This window comes from Actinacidiphila alni, assembly GCF_900112845.1.
GTDB classification, from domain to species: Bacteria; Actinomycetota; Actinomycetes; order Streptomycetales; family Streptomycetaceae; genus Actinacidiphila; species Actinacidiphila alni.
The window spans coordinates 150,861-171,875 of the sequence record NZ_FONG01000018.1 but is presented as its reverse complement, the minus strand read 5'-3'; the positions used below and the strand labels follow the sequence as shown (position 1 = coordinate 171,875).

General features: G+C 66.8%; 10 protein-coding genes. 5 read left to right on the top strand and 5 right to left on the bottom strand.

The window, feature by feature from the left end; genetic code table 11:
* The first annotated feature begins 62 nt into the window (after positions 1–62).
* Complete coding sequence (locus tag BM076_RS26375; protein WP_322936251.1) at positions 63–1,307, top strand: superantigen-like protein SSL4; 1,245 nt, start codon at positions 63–65, stop codon at positions 1,305–1,307.
* An 82-nt stretch (positions 1,308–1,389) separates the two neighbouring features.
* On the opposite strand, the gene BM076_RS36225 is transcribed toward BM076_RS26375, so the two are convergent.
* Together BM076_RS36225 and mycP are read right to left on the bottom strand one after the other, a co-directional pair.
* The gene (locus BM076_RS36225) at positions 1,390–1,935 is read right to left on the bottom strand and encodes a type 1 periplasmic-binding domain-containing protein (RefSeq protein ID WP_143120650.1); all 546 of its coding nucleotides are present in this window, start codon (positions 1,933–1,935) and stop codon (positions 1,390–1,392) included.
* On the bottom strand, positions 1,932–3,068 hold the full coding sequence (gene mycP / locus BM076_RS26370) for a type VII secretion-associated serine protease mycosin (protein ID WP_177246619.1): 1,137 nt from the start codon (positions 3,066–3,068) through the stop codon (positions 1,932–1,934). Before mycP ends, BM076_RS36225 begins: the two co-directional genes overlap by 4 nt.
* A 638-nt stretch (positions 3,069–3,706) precedes the next feature.
* Between mycP and BM076_RS26365 the strand changes: the two genes are divergently transcribed.
* The 3 genes from BM076_RS26365 to BM076_RS26355 all read left to right on the top strand — a co-directional run bounded on the left by BM076_RS26365 (position 3,707) and on the right by BM076_RS26355 (position 14,830).
* Positions 3,707–4,819, top strand: coding sequence for a DNRLRE domain-containing protein (locus BM076_RS26365; RefSeq protein WP_177246618.1), 1,113 nt, complete (start codon positions 3,707–3,709; stop codon positions 4,817–4,819).
* A 28-nt stretch (positions 4,820–4,847) separates the two neighbouring features.
* Positions 4,848–14,276 carry a LamG-like jellyroll fold domain-containing protein gene (locus BM076_RS26360; RefSeq protein WP_143120648.1) on the top strand — a complete coding sequence of 3,143 codons (9,429 nt, stop codon included), beginning with the start codon at positions 4,848–4,850 and terminating at the stop codon, positions 14,274–14,276.
* Between the two features lie 68 nt (positions 14,277–14,344).
* Entirely contained in the window at positions 14,345–14,830 is a 486-nt protein-coding gene (locus tag BM076_RS26355; protein ID WP_093716182.1) for a hypothetical protein, read from the top strand.
* A gap of 81 nt (positions 14,831–14,911) precedes the next feature.
* On the opposite strand, the gene pyk is transcribed toward BM076_RS26355, so the two are convergent.
* The 3 genes from pyk to pta all read right to left on the bottom strand — a co-directional run bounded on the left by pyk (position 14,912) and on the right by pta (position 19,659).
* Positions 14,912–16,330, bottom strand: a complete 1,419-nt coding sequence (gene pyk, locus BM076_RS26350; protein ID WP_093716181.1) for a pyruvate kinase — start codon at positions 16,328–16,330, stop codon at positions 14,912–14,914.
* Between the two features lie 75 nt (positions 16,331–16,405).
* Positions 16,406–17,581, bottom strand: a complete 1,176-nt coding sequence (locus BM076_RS26345) for an acetate/propionate family kinase (RefSeq protein ID WP_093716180.1) — start codon at positions 17,579–17,581, stop codon at positions 16,406–16,408.
* On the bottom strand, positions 17,578–19,659 hold the full coding sequence (pta, locus tag BM076_RS26340; protein ID WP_093716179.1) for a phosphate acetyltransferase: 2,082 nt from the start codon (positions 19,657–19,659) through the stop codon (positions 17,578–17,580). The genes BM076_RS26345 and pta overlap by 4 nt, the downstream gene beginning before the upstream one ends.
* Positions 19,660–19,871: 212 nt before the next feature.
* Here pta and BM076_RS26335 point away from each other — a divergent pair, with 212 nt between their 5' ends.
* A complete protein-coding gene (locus BM076_RS26335) occupies positions 19,872–20,870 on the top strand; it encodes a 2-hydroxyacid dehydrogenase (RefSeq protein WP_093716178.1) in 999 nt (332 codons plus the stop codon).
* Positions 20,871–21,015: the final 145 nt, after the last annotated feature.

The window sequence follows — 21,015 nt, the reverse complement described above, 5'->3', positions numbered from 1 at the left end:
GCGACGGGTCCCGTAACAGGGCCACCTCGGGACCGCGGCACGCGGCCCCCCGGAAGCCCCTGTTGACCAAGCTGCACATTCCCGCGGGCAAGGCGGTGGCTCTCGCGGCCATGCCCACGGCGGTGCTGATGGGCATGGGCTTCACGCCGCACTTCGCGCAGGCCGACGAGATGCCCAAGGGCCCGTACAAGGCCGGCCCCTGTGTGACCCAGTCCGACACCCCGAGCCCGTCGGCGTCCAAGAGCGCCGCGGACAGCAAGGCCAAGGACGACAGCACGTCGACGTCGAAGACCGGCCAGGGCGACAAGAGCGGCCAGGAGTCGCCGAAGCCGTCGACCGGCCCGAGCCCGGACCCGACGACGAGCCCGCAGGCGCCCAAGCCCACCGAGTCCGCCAAGGCGCCCACGACCCAGGACAAGTCCGCGGGCAAGGCCACCCCGTCGAGCACGCCCAGTGCCACGCCGAGCCCGACCAAGTCGTTCAACCCGTGGGACCCGTTGGGTCTGGGCGACCTGGTGACCGGGCTGCTCGGCGGCGGCAAGACGCCGACGACCGCGCCCACCACCCAGGCCCCGACGCCCGCGCCGACCACCGCGAAGCCGACGCCCAGTTCCTCGCCGTCGGCGTCCGCGCCGGCCAAGGGCGACGACCCGGTGGGGACGGTCGGCAAGACCGTCAAGGACACCGTCGACGGTGCGACCAGCGGCGCCGACAAGGCGGCCAAGGACACCAAGGACGCGCTCGACGCCGCCAAGGACAAGGCGACGCCGTCCCCGACGGACACCGCCGGCACCAAGAGCGGCAGCGACGACGCGCAGGGCTACCCGTGCCCCACGTACGACGCGAAGGCGCTCGCCGACGCCGACGTCGAGCAGGGCATCCCGCTGCTGCCGGACGACCCGTGGGTGCTCAAGACCACCAAGCTGACCCTGCACGGCCTGTCGTACCACGGCATCGTCAAGGTCAAGACGCACAGCGGCGCGGTCAAGGACGTCCTGAAGTTCACCGTCTCCGGCATCGACATCGACAATCTGCACCAGATAGTCGACGGTCCCAAGGGCACCAAGACCAACGTCGAGGCGGCCAAGGGCTCCACGTCGAAGTTCACCGGCGGCACGGTGACCCTCTACACCGAGTCCCTCAGCGGCAATCTGCTGGGCCTGATCCCCATCACCTTCACCCCGAAGGCGCCCCCGCCGCTGACCCTCCCCGAGCTTTTCTTCACCAACGCCACGGTCATCCAGGCGGCCCAGTTCGGCGGCAATCTCCACGTCCCGGGCATGCACATCTACGGCACTCCCAACTAAGCCGTACACCGACCCCCACGCCGCGCGGCCCGCGCCCCCCTCGAAGGGGCGCGGGCCGCGCGGCGTGGGGGTCGGCTCGGCCTCAGTGGGCGGAGACGAGCCCACTGACGAGTCTGGACACCGCGGCTTTCGCCGTTGAGCCGTCCGTCGCCGCTACTGTCGTGACGCCGGTCCGTGTGCTGGTCGATCCGACAATGGCAAAGCGCTGACGGGGATTGGCGGCGGCTGCAGATTCTGTCGCAGCCAGTATGGACGGGCCCACGGTGATGATCACCTTGCATTTTTGCTGAACCGCCCCGTTGATGTACGGGAGTGCCACGTCGGGTTTGACGTCCGGGACGGAGAAGCGCTGTGCATTGACTTTGCTATGACTTGCAGCTTCCTGCAGGCCGTCCCAACTGCCCTGTACGAGAGGCGCGTCCTGGGCTCCCGTCGGGCCTGTCACCAAGCAAGCGCGCAGGTTCTGTGACACATTTTCGGCGGTGACCGTCGTCTTCGGCCGGCTCGTGCCCAGGAAAATCCATGTCGCGGAGACGGCAACGACGACTCCGGCGGCAGCGACCCCTTTGCGGTGGTGGACAAGCGCTTTCCTCATGGTCCGCCCCGATGTGGCCGCGCGACGGTTCATCGGGGCGGGTCCGTTCGCGGGCGGGCGGACCGGCGGCGTACGACGACGAACGTCGCCGCAGCAGCGGCAGCCGCGCCGCCGCCGACGACGCCTGCAATAGGGAAGGCGGACGAGGAGCTGCCGACCGCACGAGCCGTTCCGGAGGCTTTGGCCGGGGGAACCTTGAGAGGGTCGGAGGCGGCGGAGGGTGTCGGCGCCTCCAGGGCTTTGACCGGGTCGACGATGCCGAATCCGAAGCGGTCGTCGCGGCCGGCGCTGTGACGGGGACGGTCCGCGGAGCCCACCAACCTGGAAATGATCTGACTCGCTGTCTCTCGTGGGTACTTCGCTCGCAGCAAGGCAGCAGTTGCCGCGACATAGGGAGCGGCGTAGCTGGTCCCGTCAGCCGTCAGATAGCCGCCGCCGCTCTTGACGGACCAGATCCCTGTCGCCGGTGCACTGAGTGAGACGAAGGGACCGGATTCGCTGTGGACCCAGGGGGCGCCACTTCGGTCGCTGCCCGCGACGGCCACGACTCCGCGGAACGCAGCCGGATACTGAGGAACATTGCCGGTGGCGCCCGCATTGCCTGCCGCGGCGACAACGACGACGTCGTGGGATTCGGCGAAGTCGACGGCCTCGCGCACTTGCGGGTCGGCCGAGGCCATCCCCATCGACACGTTGATGACTGCCGCTCCGTGGCGCGCTGCCCACACGATGCCCTGAGCCAGCGGTAGGGCGTTTACGCCCTCGCCGTTGCTCACGCGGACGGGCAGTATCCGCGCTTCCGGAGCCAATCCGGACATCCCCCGACCCGACGGACCACCGTTTCCGGCGATCACACCGGCGACGGACGTCCCATGTGAGTCCGGCGAGACGTCCACCTGACCGTCCGCCGCCCCCAGCGTGAGGTCGACACCGGGAAGCACACGCCCTGTCAGATCAGGATGGTGGGAATTGACGCCGGTGTCGACCACGGCAACGACGATGCCGGCGCCCTTGCTGAGCTCCCATGCCTTGGTGGCATCGAAGTGTTGAGCGTCGAGCGGCCATTCACGCGGGTCGGGAGCCTGTTCCGCGGCTGACGCAGTACCTGTGAGGACGACGCTGATCGCCGCCGCGGCGCCCGCGAGCACCTTGTATCGCGATCCCACCTTGATGCCGCTCCCCCCGAGCTGTGAACCTTTGTCGCCGTGCGTGGAACGGAACGATCGTGCCCCAACGGGCGCGTCAGCATCGTCATAGGTTCCCCATGAATCCTTCAATATTGTGTACAAGGTGTGCGCGAAGTGTCCAAATTTGCGCGTGGGTGACCTCGTTCGGATGGATGTACGACGGCTTCTCATCGCTGTTATAAGACGACTGCCACGAATCCTGAGGGGGGTTCGTCATTCTGGGGGCGGGGACAGCGGTGTCATCAGCGCGCACATCGTGGGTAAGACTACGTTCAGCAGTTGTTTCCATTGTCGTCATCGCGCTCATGGCGGCGCAGGGCACGCAAGTCGCTGAAGCGTCTGTGCATACGAGTGCCAAAATTCCGGTTACGCCGCGGCAACAGGTGGGAACGGCCGCCGGACACGAGCATCAGGTTTCGGCCGCTGCCGACGGAAGTCGGGCCGCCTCCCGACTCGGCGCTTCCGCCGCGGGGCGTGCCAAAGGCAGCGTCGAACCGTACAGTCCGCACATCCGGCAGAACCGTCCTACCGACTCGGGAAGCCGTGTGCACAAGGCGCCGGCTCCCACGGCCGTACCCGGTCACACTCGAGGCTTCGACTCACGGACCAGCGTGGAGGTGCCGTCGCTCGACTCACCGGACTCCATCGTCTTCAAGAACGCCGATGGTACGTACACGGCCAGGATGTACACCCATCAGGTCAACCATCAGGTCGGCGGAGTGTGGCGAAGGATCAACCGGGCATCGTCGGCAGGGGTGGTGGCGGGGAGTCATCCGGGCACGTACGTCGCTGACGCCTCGTATCGGACGGTGCCCGCATCCAACCCGACAGGGCAGGGCAACAGTTCTGCGGCCACCTACGTGGAGTCCGGAGTCACCCAGAACTTCGACGGCAACGGGCAGTTGTACGTCGGTCAGTACCAGGGTCACAACTACAACAGCTTCCTGCAGTTCGGTGGTTTCGGCACTCAGTTCGCCAACGACTACGTCGTCAACGCGACGTTGTGGCTCGACACGGAGTTCTCAGGGTTGCAGGAGGGGCTGACCGACTGTTCCGTCCAGCCGGTCAACGTGGCTACCGTGAAATCCGCTTGGGACGCCTCGAAGATCAATAGTTTCCCGGGGCCGGCAGCGGCGACTCAGATCGGCACCGCCAGTTTCGCCGCCGGCACGGACTGTGCGAACGGCCGCCAGTGGGAAGGCATCAATCTGGGTAGTAAGACGGCGATGAACTGGGCCCATGGCTGGGCGCCAAATTACGGCCTCGTTCTGACTGCGCCGAACACGGCGCAGGGCGCCAAGGAGTTCTACGCCAACGATCCGTACATTGCCGTGGAGTTCACCCCGAACGGTGCCGGAGCCACGTACTCGGAGGTCAGCTACGCATCGCCGTGGAACAACAAGCCCGGTTGGGGGCAAGTTACCGTCCAGAACGAGGGTACCGCCACTTGGACGCCCACGAACGGATACAAGCTCTCGTACCAGCTGTACACGATTTCCGGTACCACGCGTACTTTGCTCACCAGCCCTGCCGCTACGCCGGCGGTCATGCCTTCAACGGTGGCGCCCAATCATCCGGTTACGGTTACCGCGGCCATCCCAGCTCTTGCGGTCGGCAAGACGTACCAGATTTGCTGGGACATGTCCTATAACGGGACGCTCTTTTCCACATACGGCGTCGCCCAGACCTGTTACAACCTTCCCGTTGTCAACAACCCCCCCCACTGTTGACAGCTTTAGTCCCGGCAACAACGGCGCGGTGTACAGCCTGGCGCCGACGCTCAGCATCACTGCGCACGATGCGGACAACTACCCTGGGACTGCTCTCAGCTATTCCTTCAACCTGTATGCCAACGGTTCGACAACGGCACTGGCCAGCTCCGGCGCTCTGGCCACCCCCAGTTGGACCGTTCCGGCTGGGAAAATCGCGTACGGCAAGACGTTCTACTGGACTGCCCAGGTCACCGATGGGCAGGCTGCCTCCCTCTGGTCGGCGCCCGACTACTTCAATGTGCCGGCCGCTCCTCAGCCGCTCGTGACCGCACACCTCGGTGTGTCGCCTTACGACAGTACGGTCAAGGGCGTTGACCCCCAGATGGGCGACTACTCGACCCAGGCCACCGACGCTTCACTGCCGGGTCCTGCAGACGGCGCCCAGTCTCAGATCGTGCGCACGTACAACAGCCTCGACCCCGGCGTGTTCAAGGCTTTCGGCGCCGGGTGGTCCTCACTGCTCGACATGCGTGCGACGCCGGACTCCGATGGAACAGGAAACGTTCTGATCACCCTTGCCGATGGCCGGCAGGAGCGTTTCGGTGCCAACGGAGACGGCACCTTCAGTCCTCCCCCGGGTGACTCGGCAATCCTTTCGAACCCGATTCCGGGCTATGGGGATTCGGGCTACACGCTTATCGACAAGTCCGGTATGCGTTACGTGTTCACGCGGCAGGCCACCGACCCGGTGACTGGGCAGTCGTATTTCGGCATCACCCAGTTCGGTGACCGCAACGGACATGGAATGGGCTTCTACTGGAGTGACATCGACCTCACTCTTCCCGACGGCAGCACTGTCCAGGCGTGGGAGCCGATCACCATCGGCTACGCCGTCGATCAGGACAACGGTTTCAATGACGGGGTGACCAATGGAAGCCCCGAGGCGGGTTACCTGGAACTCTCCTGGGGCGTCCAGGAAGTGACTGTCGGCGGCGTACAGAAGAACGTACCGCACGTCAAGACCGTTGAAGCGTTCTCGCCGTCCACACCTTCGAGGATTGCCCCGTGGACATATACCTATGACGGCACCGGCCATCTGAAGGCAGTGTGCCCGCCGGATTCGGAAACCACCTCGTCCACCGCGTGCACGAACTACAGTTACACGTCGGGAGCGCAGTCGGGTTCGCACTTCTCCTCGATGATTCAGGATTCCAATCCGACTGACTACTGGCGCTTGAACGACGCAGCCGGGGCCACTGCCGCAGCCGACAACGTGGTGATCAACGAGGGGCTGACCAACGCCACACCGACGAACCTCACCTTCGGGCAGTCGGGCGCACTTGCCGGCACCTCTGCCACCTCGGCCCATTTCAACGGCACGAGCTCATACTTGGCCCTTCCGGACAACCTGCTTGCCAGCAGCAGCAATCTCGCCGTGGGTCTGTGGTTCAACACCACCCAGGCCGGTGGAACCCTCTTCTCCCAGCAGAGCGGCAAACCGGGCACCACCATCACCACCCACTACACGCCGTCGATCTATATCGGCAGTGACGGCAAGGTCCACGCTGAGTTCTGGGACGGCCAGGTGACGCCCATGGCGTCACCGAACGCTGTGAACGACGGCAAATGGCACTTCGTCGTGTTGTCCGGGGCACGTACGTCCCAGACTCTCTTCCTCGATGGTCGACAAGTGGCGACTCGCAGCGGTAGCACCATCACGGTGCTGGGCAGCCAGCCCTATACGACGATCGGTGCCGGTCAACTCGGTGGTACGTGGCCGGCGCTGCCCACCGCCAATCCGCTGGGGTACTTCAGCGGGCAGATCGAGGACACCTTCTTTCTCCAGCACCCGCTCGGGTTGCCCGCTGTGCAGCAGGAGTACACGTCCGCTGTCCTCGCGGCCACGGAGCTCACGGGTTCCACCCTTCCCTCGGGCAAGACCGCTTTCGCAGTCGGCTACGACGCGGTCGCGGACCGAGCCACATCGGTCACAGATCAGGACGGGGGCACGTACCAGCTCGCCGCACCGGTCACCACGGGCAGCGACGTGGGCTACTACGGAGTCGTTCGCGGCACCCGCCCGTCATACGACTACCCGATGACCGAGCCTTCCGGCCTGACGTCCATCGACCAGTACGGCATCGATCAGCCCAACGACGGCTCGACCGACGGCATTTACAACGACGTCATGCTCGGCGAGCCCGGCATCTTCGGGCCGGGAGGTGACACTGCCGCCGGATTCAACGGCACTTCCTCATATCTTTCGCTGCCCTCCGCAGCGCTGGACGACACAACCGGAAGTGCCTCGGTCGCCCTGTGGTTCAACACCAAGCAGGCGGGCGGTGTGCTTCTGTCGTATCAGAACGGTCAGATCGGTACCGTACTCACCGGCAAATACACCCCGGCTCTTTACATCGGCGCAGATGGTCTGCTGCACGGTCAATTGTGGGACGGTCACGTCGCTCCGATGGCGTCCAAGGCGACGGTCAACGACGGCAATTGGCATCTCGTGGTCCTGACCGCTTCGGGAACCACGCAGACGCTGTGGCTCGATGGCCAGAAGCAGGCGACACGAACGGGCCTTTCCATCGCGGGCCAGGCCGAAACACTTGGCCAGACCACAGTCACGGTCGGCGCGGGGTACATCGCGGGTTCCTGGCCCAAGCCTCCGTCGAACGTCCAGGGCTACTTCGACGGTGAGATCGGTCAGGTGGGCATTTACCGGACTGACATCGACCAGACCGGAGTTGAGGCGGCCCTCGGCCTGTACAGGGCCAAAGGTTCGGCCACCGTGCGCACGCCCACCACGGTCGAGTCGGTCACCGATCCGAATCAGGCGACCGAGAGTTTCACCTACGACCCGACCAACGGCAACCGAACCATCGCCGTTACCGATGTGATGGGTCACCGGACGACGTTCGGCTACGACTCGATGGGATTCCAGGATGTCAGCACCGATCCCGACGGACACACGACAAGTCGTCAGCACGATAAGTTCGGCAACGTACTCCAGACCACGACCTGTCGTCAGGCGAATTCCTGCCAGACCTCTTACTTCTCTTACCATACAAACGCCGCCGATCCATTGGACCCGCTGAACGGAAAAGTACTCTTTGCGGCCGACGCGCGCTCCGGTGCCACCGGCACTGCGAATCCGGCCTATCGCACCGCGTACACGTACACAGCCTTCGGTGCTCTGGCCTCGGTGACCACGCCGCCGACTGCCGACTACCCAGCGGGCCGTACGACGCGGTACACCTATTACACGGGGAAGGAAACGTACACCGACGGCGGTGGTTCCAAGCACGATGAAACCTTCGGCATGGTAGCTACGGTCACGGACCCGCGCGGGCTTGTGACCCGTTATCACTATGCCGACGGTTACGGCGCGGGTGAAGTCTCGGAGCTGATCGGCCCGTCGGGTGAGACCACATACTCCGTGTACGACACGCTGGGCCGTCTTTCGACCCAGACAGTCGGTTCCGACAGCTTTCCTGTTTCGTTCGATTCCATCGGACAGATCCATGGAGGTGTCTCTACCACCTACGCGTACGATTACCTGAATCGCATCGTGACCAAGACCGGTCCGGCCACCACCGACGCTGTCACCGGGAAGAGCCACACTCCGCGGACGGAATTCGGTTACGACGTGGACGGCAGGCCTGTCAGTGAAGCGGTCTCGGACAGCACGGGTGGCGACGCGACTCGTACCACCATCACTGCGTACGACGACAGCGATCGGGTGGAGTCGGTCACGGATCCGGCGGGCCTGACCACCTCGTACACATACGACGAATTCGGCCGGAAGAGCACTGAGAGCGATCCGGACGGAGTCACGTACGCATACGGCTATTCACCGATCGGGCAGTTGACCACGACCACGCTGAAGCACTGGATCGGCGATCCGACGACGCCGTCGACAGCCACCGACCTGGTGACGGAATCCCGCTCCTACGACCCGGCGGGACGACTCGCCTCGGTCACGGATTCCATGGGCCGTACGACGAAGTACAACTACTTCGATGACGATCTGCTCCAGTCCGAGACGGTTGCGTCGGGAACGACCAGTGCGCAGACCGACAAAGCGTACGACTACGACGCAGCGGGGAATGTGATCTGGGAGTGCGATGTCTGGGAGGACGGCTCCTGCGCCCGCCCCACTCAGTACACGGTCGACCAGGCGGGCCGGACCACTCGCACAGTTGTTGACCCGTCGGGCGCCAACCGGACGACCGTCAATACCTTCGATCCGGACAACAACGTGTTGTCGCAGCTCCTCACCGGCAGCGGTGGTGATACCCGACAGATCGGCTTCGCGTACGACGCTCTCGGCAACACGACTTCCCAGTCGGTCCGTACGGATGCGAGCGGCCCCGCCGGCTACTGGCCGCTCAACGAAGGCGCGGTCACCGCGTCCGACTCTTCCGGCAACGGCTTCACCGGCACACCCAGCGCGGGAGTGAGCTGGTCCGCGCCGGGCGGTAACTATGCCCATTTCGACGGTGCTTCAGGTGCGGTTCTCACCAGCGGGACACCAGTCGTCGACACCACTAAGGACTTCAGCGTCTCGGCATGGGCTTACTTGGACAGTACAAGTACCACCAAGGACTTCACGGTGGTCAGCCAGCAGGGCAATCAGAACAGCGCATTCCAGATCCAGTACAACCACACCACGAAGACCTGGGGCTTCGTCCGGCCCAGCAGTGACACGGCGAGTCCGTCCGCCACCTACAACGCTACTGCCACCGCACCTGCCACGGCCGGCGTGTGGACCCATTTGGTCGCCGAGTACGACGCAGCCCTGGGCTGGATGAGCTTCTGGGTCAATGGAGTCCAGGTCAGCGGCGTCTGCCAGACATGCTCCGACACGCTGGTCATTGACCCCACTCCGATGGCAAGTACCTCAGGAGTAGCCATCGGTCGGGCCAAGGCCGCGGGTGCAGCGGTCAACTTCTTCCCCGGAAGAATCAGGGACGTTCAGCTGTACTCCCGGGATTTGTCGAACAACGAAGTGAGCGAACTCTACGTTTCGGGCCATACTCCCGAGCAGTCACCCGTCGCACTCGGTGCTGCCGGCTGGTGGAAGCTCGATGACGGCGAAAGCGCAGGTGCTGCGGACCTCTCCGGCGCTGGCAACCCGGGCAAGCTCAACTCGGCGACGAGTTGGTCGTCGGACAACGGCGGCGCGGCTGTTTTCGGCGGTGGAGGTGAAATCGCCACTGTGGGACCGGTGGCTGATACCAGCAAGAGCTTCTCGGTTTCCGCGTGGGCGAAGATCGCTGCGACACCTGCTGGTAGCTGGCAGACCGTGGTGTCCCAGCAGGGCAATACGGCAGCAGGCTTCTCACTCGATTACAACCCCACAGCGGGCCGCTGGGCCTTCGACCGGGCCACAACGGATGCGTCCGCACCTGCCACTGTCGGCGCCAACTCCACCGCCGCGCCGGCACTCAACACTTGGACACATCTCGTCGGCACTTACGATGCGCCGACCGGCAAGCTGACTCTCTATGTCAACGGTGTGGCTCAGGGCACCGCGAGCGACACCACACCGATCGCCTCCGCCGGACCGTTGGCCATCGGGCGCGGTTACGCCAACGGAGCGGCCGCCAACCGTTTCAACGGTTCGATCAGCAAGGTCCAGGTCTACAAACGAGTGTTGTCTGCCGCCGAGGTGGGCTCTCTGCATACCAACGGTGGTACTGCCGGCTCGGCGCCTCTGGTCACCACAACGACATACGACGAGCGTGGTTTGCCGACTTCGACCACTGACCCACGAGGCAACGCGGCTGGGGCGACGGCCGCCGACCACACCACGCGGTACACGTACGACGAAGCGGGACAACTCGTCACCACCTCCTATCCAGAAGTGGCCGCCGAGACCAACGGCTCCGACCCGCAGCAGATCGTTCCGGTGACCATGGCCGGCTACGACACCTTCGGCGAGCAGACAGAGTCGGACGACGCCGACGGCATGATCTCCACCAGCACTTTTGACCCGGACGGGCGGCTTCTGGCGGCATCGCAGCCGGCCTATACCCCGCCAGGCGCATCCACCGCGATCACTCCGACCACGTATTACACCTACGACGGGATGGGGCGCCCGCTGACCGCAGAGGATCCGCTCGGACACACAGCACATTACGTCTACGACCAACTCGGCAATCAAGTGCAGGAAACCCTGCCGGGCGGTTACGTCACACATGTCGGTTACGACACCGACGGCGAGGTACTCAACACCACCGACCCCGCCGGTGCGCAGACTCAGGCCACCTACAATCCGCTCGGCCAGCAGATCACGGCCACTCAGGTGGAGCGCGTTCCGCAACCCGCCGTCTACACCTCCACTTACGGCTATGACGCCCTCGGTAACCGCACCACGGTCACGGACCCGAGCCAGCACACCACGACCACCGGCTACAACACCCTCGGAGAGCCGATCACCGTCAAGGACCCGCTCGGCAACACCACCAAGTACACCTACGACGCGGCCGGTCAGGTGGTGAAGTCGATCGCCGCCGACGGCAGCGCGACCGTTTTCGCCTACGACCTGGCCGAGCGGCTGCTCAGCACGACGCAACTGGACGTGAACGGTGTCGCGACCAGCTCAACGTCCAACGGTTACGACGCGGACGGCAATGTCGTATCAGCGACAGACGCCCGACAGCACACCAGCACTGCCAGCTTCGACGCACTCAACCGCACCGTCAGCCAGACACAACCGGCGACGGCGACCACCTCGATCACCACCGGATTCGGATATGACGCGGCCGGCCTGGAAACCCGGTACAAGGATCCCAATGGCAACAGCACCATCAGCACCTACAACTCGCTCGGGTTGCTGGAGAGCACCGCGGATCCGAGTGTCACCGGACAGACCGCGGCGGCGGACCGCACCACCACCTACGCGTACGACGCGGACGGACGACCGACGACCATCACTCGCCCCGGTGGCGTGGTTCTGAACAACACCTATGACGTGAACGGCCTGCTCAAGACGCAGTCGGGGTCGGGCGCGGAGAGCGCCACAGTCACCCGCAGCTACACCTACGACGCCGCAGGCCGCCCCACATCGGTCTCGACTCCCGACGGGTCCGACGGCTTCGGATACGACGACCGGGGCCTGGTGGTGAGTATGACCGGGCCGTCGGGCAGCGCGAGCTACTCCTATGACGAGAACGGTCAGATCACTTCGAGGACCGACGCGACAGGAACCTCGTCCTTCAGCTACGACGACGATCAGCAACTCAACAGCGAAACCGATCCGCTGACCGGCACCACCATCGGCATCGAATACAACAGCGTCCACCAGCCCAAGAAGATCACCTACGGCACCGGGGGACCCACGCGCAGCTACGGCTACGACAGCGAGCATCGGCTCAAGACCGATGTGCTGACCAATCCGCAGAATGCCACGGAATCGTCCACGACCTATGGGTACAACACCAACGGGCAGATCACGTCCAAGGACGTTGTCGGCGGTGTCGGAGCGGGCTCGAGCACTTACGATTACGACTTCGCGGGGCGCCTGACATCGTCGACCAGTGGCGGCGCCTCCACCGGATACGGCTACGACGCAGATGGCAACCGCACCAGCGCGGGCACGGTCAGCGCCACCTACAACGCACGTGATCAGCTGATCTCCGTGACGAATGGGTCCACGAGCAGCAGTTATTCGTACACGCCGCGCGGATCCATGGCCAGCACGACGACCGACGGTTCCACCATCACAGTCTCCTCGGACGCCTACGACGAGGAGACGGCCACAAGCGACGGGTCCACGTACACATACGACGGCCTCGGACGGCTTGCCACCGTGCATTCCGGTGGCCAGAACGCCACCTTCACCTATGGCGACGCGTCCAACAATGCCGTCAGTGACGGCACCGACAAGTTCGGGCGGGACGCGGATGGCGGACTCATCTCGATGGCGGACGCCGACGGAGGCGACGCTCGGTTCGCGCTGAGAAACAGCCACGGGGATATCACCGGCTCGTTCACCGGTACCGGATCCACGCTCACCGGCTCCGTGGCGTACGACCCCTTCGGACGGGCGACGGCAGCCTCCGGCGATCGAACCAGCCTCGGTTATCAGGGCGGCTGGACGGACCCCGGCACCGGCAATGTCAACGCTGCCGCTCGCTGGTACAACCCGGTCAACGGCAACTTCACCAGCGCCGACACCGTCTCCAACAGCCCGACGCCGGCCGTTGCTGCCAACCCGTACGCCTACGCCGACGACGACCCGCTGGACGCCGGCGACACCAGTGGCCATGACGCGTGCACCAGCGATGACCTCAAAGCACAGGAGAGGGAGTGGGAGGCCCAGGCGGCACGGGCGGCCGCGGCAGCGAAGGCGTCACTTGAGGCATTCACCAAGAACTTCTTCGCGAGCGTCGCCCAGATGAAGCGGGACAACGCCGCAGCGCAGAGGCGCCGTGACGCGGAGAACAGGGCGTTCAACGAGCGGATCGCCCAGCAGTCGGCACAATTCGAAGCCGAGTTCAACGCGGCGATGAATGCACCGTTCGCCACACACAGTACGTATTCGCCCGACGGCTTGCCGCAGACGCACAACTCGTCGTCCTACTCGGGTTACTCGGCCTTCTCCGGCGGACACGTCCCGTCCTCCACATCTTCGGCGTCGTCCGGTGGCGGCTTCAACTGGGGCTTGGCCGGCGCCTGGTCCGCAGTGGCGACCACTGTGCCGATCGCCGGGAAAGTGACCTTCGACTGGTTGACGAGCAGCGCGGCCGAGGAAGTGTACGCAGGCCTGGGTGAGCTTTTCAGCCCGTTCTCCTACGCGACTCAGGATTGCGGGGCCAATGGCGTACCGACCCGGCCGGGGCAGCAGAACCTTGGTGGCTCCAACCCGGCGCCTGTGCTCGGCACCACTCCCAACGAGGACACGACCTCGGCGATCAGCCATGCTGCCTCCAGCGCAGTTGCTGCCACCGATACCAGCACGACAACGGCGGAGGACGAGGCCGAGGACAAGCAGCCGGATTACTGCAACACCGGCGCCAGCCGGAATGCCAAGGGGAACATCACCTATATGCCACGGCATCGACAGGGCGCGTTCTGTGTTGCTTCCGGTGCCTTCGGGGACCTCAGCCAGTCCGACTACACGGGAGCCGAGCGACCACGACTGCGGTTCCAGCTTCCCGGCTTCGGTGATCTGCCGGAGGACAACAAGGCACGTGGCCACCTGATCGGGTACGCGTTCGGCGGCTCCAACAAGGACACTCGCAATTTCGTCGCGCTGTACCAGCAGGCGAACCAGAGCATGTTCGACTATGCGGAGAGCCCTGTACTCCAAGCGATCAAGAACGGTGGTCACGAGTTCGTTCAGGTCACGCCGGTGTACGGAATTCCTGGTGACCCGATACCCACGACGGTCGTGTTCGTCGCTTTCGGGACGATAGACGAGACCTGTGTCGTCTACAACAAGCCGACCGGCGGCACCGTCTGCTGACGAGCCACCGCATGCCCGTCCTGCTCCTGCCCGGCGATCATGAATGAGTCCGACGAACGGAAAGCACCATGTCCGATATCGATGATCTGATCCCGCTCCTCGGCGCACCTCCCGGTGCGGACGCTGAGCCGGTCGAGGCGCTGCAACGCCAGTGGGGGGTGAACTTCCCCGCTGACTTCCTCTCATTCGTGAAGGCGTACGGCGACCTGGCCATCGACGAATATCTGTACGTCTGGGGAGCTCGCTACCTGGAGTCCTACGCCGGTTCCATGGGAAGCCGAATGGAGGGGCAGCCGTATATGCCCGCGCCCGTGCTGCCGAGCGAGGGCGGCATGTTGCTCTGGGGGAACACGGTCGAGGGCGATCAGCTCTTCCTCGTCGACCGAGGCCAAGGCCGCTGGACGGTTTCTGCCTTCCGGCGCGGGAACGGTGACTGGTACGAGTCCGATCTGGAATTTGTGCCGTGGCTGCGGGGCGTCCTCACCGAAGAGGTCGCTGCGGAGTGGTTTCCCGAGTGGGACGAGACCCTCGACGTTCGCAGGCTTTCAAGCTGATCAGAGCCCCCACGCCGCGCGGCCCGCGCCCCTCGAAGGGGGCGCGGGCCGCGCGGCGTTGACGTACGGGCCCGGGGCGGGTCAGTTGCCCAGGTGGTGGATGCGGACCAGGTTGGTGGTGCCGGGGACTCCGGGCGGGGAGCCGGCGGTGATGATGACGGTGTCGCCGTCGGTGTACTCGGAGAGCTTGAGCATCTCGCGGTCGACGAGCTCGACCATCTCGTCGGTGGTGTCGACGTGTTCCACCACGAAGCACTCGACACCCCAGGTGAGGGCGAGCTGATTGCGGGTGGCCGGGTCGGTGGTGAAGGCCAGCACCGGCTCGGGCACGCGGTAACGGGCCAGGCGGCGGGCGGTGTCGCCGGACTTGGTGAAGGCCACCAGGGTCTTGGCGTCCAGGAAGTCGGCCAGCTCGGCGGCGGCGCGGGCCACGGCGCCGCCCTGGGTGCGCGGCTTCTTGCCCGGGGCCAGCGGCGCCAGGCCGCGGCAGAGCAGCTCCTCCTCGGCCGCCTCGACGATGCGCGACATCGTCTTGACCGTCTCGATCGGATACTTGCCGACCGAGGACTCCGCGGACAGCATCACCGCGTCGGCGCCGTCCAGGATCGCGTTGGCGACGTCGGACGCCTCGGCGCGGGTCGGCCGGGAGTTGGTGATCATCGACTCCATCATCTGGGTCGCCACGATCACCGGCTTGGCGTTGCGCCGGCACATCTCGACCAGCCGCTTCTGCACGACCGGCACCTGCTCCAGCGGGTACTCCACGGCGAGGTCGCCGCGGGCCACCATCACCGCGTCGAAGGCCGCGACGACGCCCTCCATGTTCTCCACCGCCTGGGGCTTCTCCACCTTGGCGATGACCGGGACGCGGCGCCCCTCCTCGTCCATGACGCGGTGCACGTCGCGCACGTCCTTGGCGTCCCGCACGAAGGACAGCGCGACCATGTCGACGCCGATCCGCAGCGCGAAGCGCAGGTCGTCGATGTCCTTCTCGGACAGCGCGGGAACGTTCACCGCGGCGCCCGGCAGATTGATGCCCTTGTGGTCGGAGATCACGCCGCCCTCGACGACGAGGGTGCGCACCCGCGGTCCCTCGACCTCGATGACGCGCAGCGCCACATTGCCGTCGTTGATCAGGATCGGGTCGCCCGCGGACACGTCGCCGGGCAGGCCCTTGTACGTGGTGCCGCAGATGGTCTTGTCGCCGGGCACGTCCTCGGCGGTGATGGTGAACTCGTCGCCCGCGATCAGCTCGACCGGTCCGTCGGCGAACTTGGCGAGGCGGATCTTCGGACCCTGGAGGTCGGCGAGCACCCCGACCGCCCTGCCGGTCTCGGCGGCGATCTTGCGGACGCGCTGGTAGCGCTCCTCGTGCTCGGCGTGGCTGCCATGACTGAAGTTGAAACGGGCCACGTTCATGCCCGCCTCGACCAACGACTTGAGCTGGTCGTAGGAGTCGACGGCGGGACCCAGGGTGCAGACGATCTTGGCTCGGCGCATGGGCGCTATCCTATCGGTTTGTTCCGCTCCGGAATATTCCAGGGGGCGGGGTGGCTGTGGGACGGTCAGCCATGCTTATTCGGTCGCCAGTGCATAAGTATCGCGGGCGATCTCCAGCTCCTCGTCAGTGGGCACCACCGCCACGGCCACCCGCGACGACGACGCCGAGACCAGCCGGGCGCCGGTGCCGCGAACCGCGTTGCGTACAGGGTCCATAGTGACACCCAGATTGTCGAGACCCAACAAAGCCGCTTCGCGAACGGCGGCCGAATTCTCGCCGACGCCCGCCGTGAAGGTGATCGCGTCCACCCGCCCGAGCACCGCGCTGAACGCGCCGATGTAGCGCCGCAGCCGGTGCACGTAGACGTCGAAGGCGAGCTGGGCCGCCTTGTCGCCCTCCGCCATCCGGCGGCCGATCTCCCGCATGTCGTTGTCGCCGCACAGGCCCAGCAGACCGCTGCGCTTGTTCAGCAGCGTGTCGATCTCGTCGGTGCCGAGCCCGCCGACCCGCTCCAGGTGGAAAACCACCGCCGGGTCCACGTCGCCGGACCTGGTGCCCATGACCAGGCCCTCCAGCGGCGTCAGGCCCATCGAGGTGTCCACGCAGACCCCGCCGCGCACCGCGGACGCCGACGCGCCGTTGCCCAGGTGCAGCACGATCACATTGGTGTCGGCCGGCTCCCTGCCGAGCAGCGCGGCGGTGGCCCGCGAGACGAAGGCGTGCGAGGTGCCGTGGAAGCCGTAGCGGCGGATGCCGTACCGGTCGGCCGTCGCCAGGTCGATCGCGTACCGCGCCGCCGCCTCCGGGATGGTGGCGTGGAAGGCGGTGTCGAAGACCGCGACCTGCGGCAGCTCCGGGCGCAGCTCACGGGTCACCTTGATCCCGGTGATGTTGGCCGGATTGTGCAGAGGCGCCAACGGCACCAGCTCCTCGATCGCCGTCACCACCTCGTCGGTGATCAGCGTCGGCGCGGTGAAGCGCGTACCGCCGTGCACCACCCGGTGGCCGATCGCGGCCAGTCGCGGCGAGTCCAGGCCGAGGCCCTGGCCGTCCAGCTCGTCGGCCACCTGGCGCAGCGCCGCCGCGTGGTCCGCGGCCCCGCCCCGCTCGCCGATCCGCTCCACCAGACCGGTCGCGAGCCGCGCGTGGTCGGTCATGTCCAGCAGCTGGTACTTCACCGACGAGGAACCGGAGTTGATCACCAGCACCCGGGTCGGCGCACCGGCCTTCGTCCCGTTCGCGGCGTTCACGCGTCCTCCCCCTGCGCCTGGATCGCGGTGATCGCGACCGTGTTGACGATGTCCTGCACCAGCGCGCCGCGCGACAGGTCGTTGACCGGCTTGCGCAAGCCCTGGAGCACCGGACCCACCGCGATCGCGCCCGCCGAGCGCTGCACCGCCTTGTACGTGTTGTTGCCGGTGTTCAGGTCCGGGAAGACCAGCACCGTCGCCTGGCCGGCCACCGCCGAGCCCGGCATCTTGGTCGCCGCCACCGACGGCGCCACGGCCGCGTCGTACTGGATCGGCCCCTCCACCAGCAGGTCGGGCCGCCGCTGCCGGACCAGTTCGGTGGCCGCCCGCACCTTGTCGACGTCCGCGCCGGAGCCGGAGGTGCCGGTGGAGTACGAGAGCATCGCGATCCGCGGCAGTACGTCGAAGCGGGACGCGGTGCCCGCCGCCTGGATCGCGATGTCCGCGAGCTGCTCGGCGTCCGGGTCCGGATTGACCGCGCAGTCGCCGTAGACGAGCACCTTGTCCGACAGGCACATGAAGAACACCGAGGAGACGATCTCCGCGTCGGGGCGGGTCTTGATGATCTCGAACGCCGGCCGGATGGTGGCCGCCGTGGAGTGCACCGCGCCCGACACCATGCCGTCGGCCAGGCCCTCCTGGACCATCAGGGTGCCGAAGTAGGAGACGTCGGCGACCACGTCGAAGGCCAGCTCGTAACTGACGCCCTTGTGGGCGCGCAGCTTCGCGTACAGCGTGGCGAAGCGCTCGCGCAGCGGCGAGGTCTGCGGGTCGATCACGTCCACGCCCGGCTGGTCCAGCGAGATGCCCAGATCGGCGGCCTTCTTGCGGAGCGCGTCCTCCTCGCCGAGCAGTGTCAGGTCGCACACCCCGCGGCGCAGCAGCACCTCTGCGGCGCGCAGGATGCGCTCCTCGCCGCCCTCCGGCAGCACGATCCGCCGCCGTACCGCGCGGGCCCGCTCGATCAGCGCGTGCTCGAACATCATCGGCGTCACCCGGGCGGACCTGGCGACCGACAGCCGCTCGGTCAGCTCGGCGGTGTCCACATGGGTCTCGAAGACGCCGAGCGCCGTCTCGGCCTTGCGCGGGGTGCCGGCGCCCAGCTTGCCGTCCAGCGCGAACAGCCCGGCCGCGGTCGGGAAGGAACCGGCCGCGACCGCCAGTACGGGCGTGCCGGGCGCCAGCCGGTTCGCCAGCTCCAGGATGTGCTGCGGCGGCCTCTCGTCCAGCGTCAGCAGCACCCCGGCGATCGGCGGCGCGCCCGCCGAGTGCGCGGCCAGCGACCCGATCACCAGATCGGCCCGGTCGCCCGGGGTCACCACGACGCAGCCGGGGGTCAGCGCGGGCAGGAAGGTCGGCAGCATCGCGCCGCCGAAGACGAAGTCCAGCGCGTCCCTGGCCAGGCCCGCGTCGTCGCCGAGCAGCACCCGCGCGCCCAGCGCGTCCACGATCTGCGCGACCGTCGGCGCGGACAGCGCGGGCTCGTCCGGCAGCACGTACACCGGGACGTCCGGGGTCCGGCCGAGCCGCTCCGCCGCCTCGGCGACCTCCGCCGGGTCCACCCGGTTGGCGATCATCGCGATCACGTCGCAGCCCAGATTGGTGTACGCGTGGTACGCGTTGCGGACCTCGGCGACCACCGACTCCGCGGTCTGCTCCCGGCCGCCGATCACCGGCAGCACCGAGGCACCGCACTCGTTGGCCAGCCGCGCGTTGATGCCCAGCTCCGCAGGGAGATTGGTGCCCGCGAAGTCCGAGCCGAGGATCAGCACCGTCTCGTAGTCGGCGGCCACCCGCAGATAGCCGTCCACCAGCCGGGCGGTCAGCGCCTCCTGGCCCTGCTCGGCCTGGAGGGCGGCGGCCTCCTCGTACCCCATGCCGAAGACGCTCGCCGGGTCCTGGGCGAGGCGGTAGCGGCTGCGCAGCAGCTCGAAGATGCGGTCCGGGGTGTCGTGCACCAGCGGACGGTAGATGCCGACGCGGTCGACCTGCCGGGTGAGCAGTTCCATCACCCCCAGCTCGACCACCTGGCGGCCGTCGCCGCGGCCGATCCCCGTGACATAGACGCTGCGCGTCACGCCTGCTCCGTCCGTTCCCGCCGGGTGTGCTGCCGGGCGCCCTCGCGCGTACGGCCGTACGCACCCCCGACGCTAACGCCCCCGCCCGCCGCCCGCTCCCCGGGGCCCCGACCCGGTCTTCCCGCGCCCGGCCGCCGCGGCGGGCACGCCTCGCGCCGCGCGGGACCGGACGTGCACGTAGGGTGAGGGAAGGTTACCGAGGAGGCCCCGCGATGGAAGTTCTGGCGACCGGAGTGCAGCGCGACGAGCGTCCCCTGCTGGAGGCGGCGTTCGGGCCGCGGCATCAGGTGCGGTGCCTGGAGACCTTTCTGACCATGGACACCCTGCCGCTCGCGGCCGGCTACGAAGCGGTCTCCACCAGCGTGAACGCGGTGCTGGACGCCCCGGTGCTGGAGGGCCTGGTGCGCGGCGGCACCAAACTGATCGCCCAGCGCTCGACCGGCTACAACAACATCGACCTCGACCACGCCGAGCGGCTCGGCATGACCGTGGCCCGCGTCGCCAGCTACTCCCCGTATTCCGTCGCCGAGTTCGCCTGGGCGCTGGCGATGGCGCTCAACCGGCGGATCGTGCGCGCCGCGAGCCGCACCCGCGACTTCGACTTCCGGCTCGACGGACTGCTCGGGCGTGACTTCCACGGCCGCACCGTCGGCGTGGTCGGCACCGGCAGGATCGGCACCGCCTTCACCGCCATCGCCCGCGGCTACGGGATGCGGATCCTCGGCTGGGACATCGCCGTCAACCCCGCCTGCACAGAACTGGGCATGGAGTACGTCGAACTCGACCGGCTCTTCCGGGAGTCGGACCTGATCAGCCTGCACGTGCCGCTGATGCCGTCCACCCACCACCTGGTCGGCGAGCGGCGGCTCGGCCTGATGAAGGACGACGCGATCCTGATCAACTCCAGCCGCGGCGGCCTGATCGACTCCGCCGCCCTGGTCGAGACGCTCCGCGCCGGGCGGCTCGGCGGGGTGGGTCTCGACGTGTACGAGGAGGAGGCCGGGGTCTTCTTCTACGACAAGTCGCTGGAGGTGATGACGGACGACACCCTCGCCCGGCTGCTGACCTTCACGCACGTCCTGGTCACCTCGCACCAGGCGTACTTCACGGTCGACGCGATCGACGAGATCGTCTCGGCGACTGTCCGCAATGTGGACGACTATGTGGCGGGCCGGATCACCGAGTGCACGCTGGTCCCCAGGAACCCGTGACCCACGGGGACCGCGGCCGGCCGGGTCCGGTGACCGGCCCGGAGCGCCCCGTGATCCACTGGTGACCGAGCACCGCCCGCCCTGCCACTGTCCGCCCTGCCACAGTCCGCCCCGCCACCGTCCGCCTTCGCACCGTCCGCTGTCC

What these genes read in the sequence shown, in the direction of transcription:
- BM076_RS36225 (WP_143120650.1), bottom strand. Translation starts at nt 1,935, where the DNA reads ATGAACCGTCGCGCGGCCACATCGGGGCGGACCATGAGGAAAGCGCTT.
- BM076_RS26355 (WP_093716182.1), top strand. Translation starts at nt 14,345, where the DNA reads ATGTCCGATATCGATGATCTGATCCCGCTCCTCGGCGCACCTCCCGGT.
- pyk (WP_093716181.1), bottom strand. Translation starts at nt 16,330, where the DNA reads ATGCGCCGAGCCAAGATCGTCTGCACCCTGGGTCCCGCCGTCGACTCC.
- BM076_RS26335 (WP_093716178.1), top strand. Translation starts at nt 19,872, where the DNA reads ATGGAAGTTCTGGCGACCGGAGTGCAGCGCGACGAGCGTCCCCTGCTG.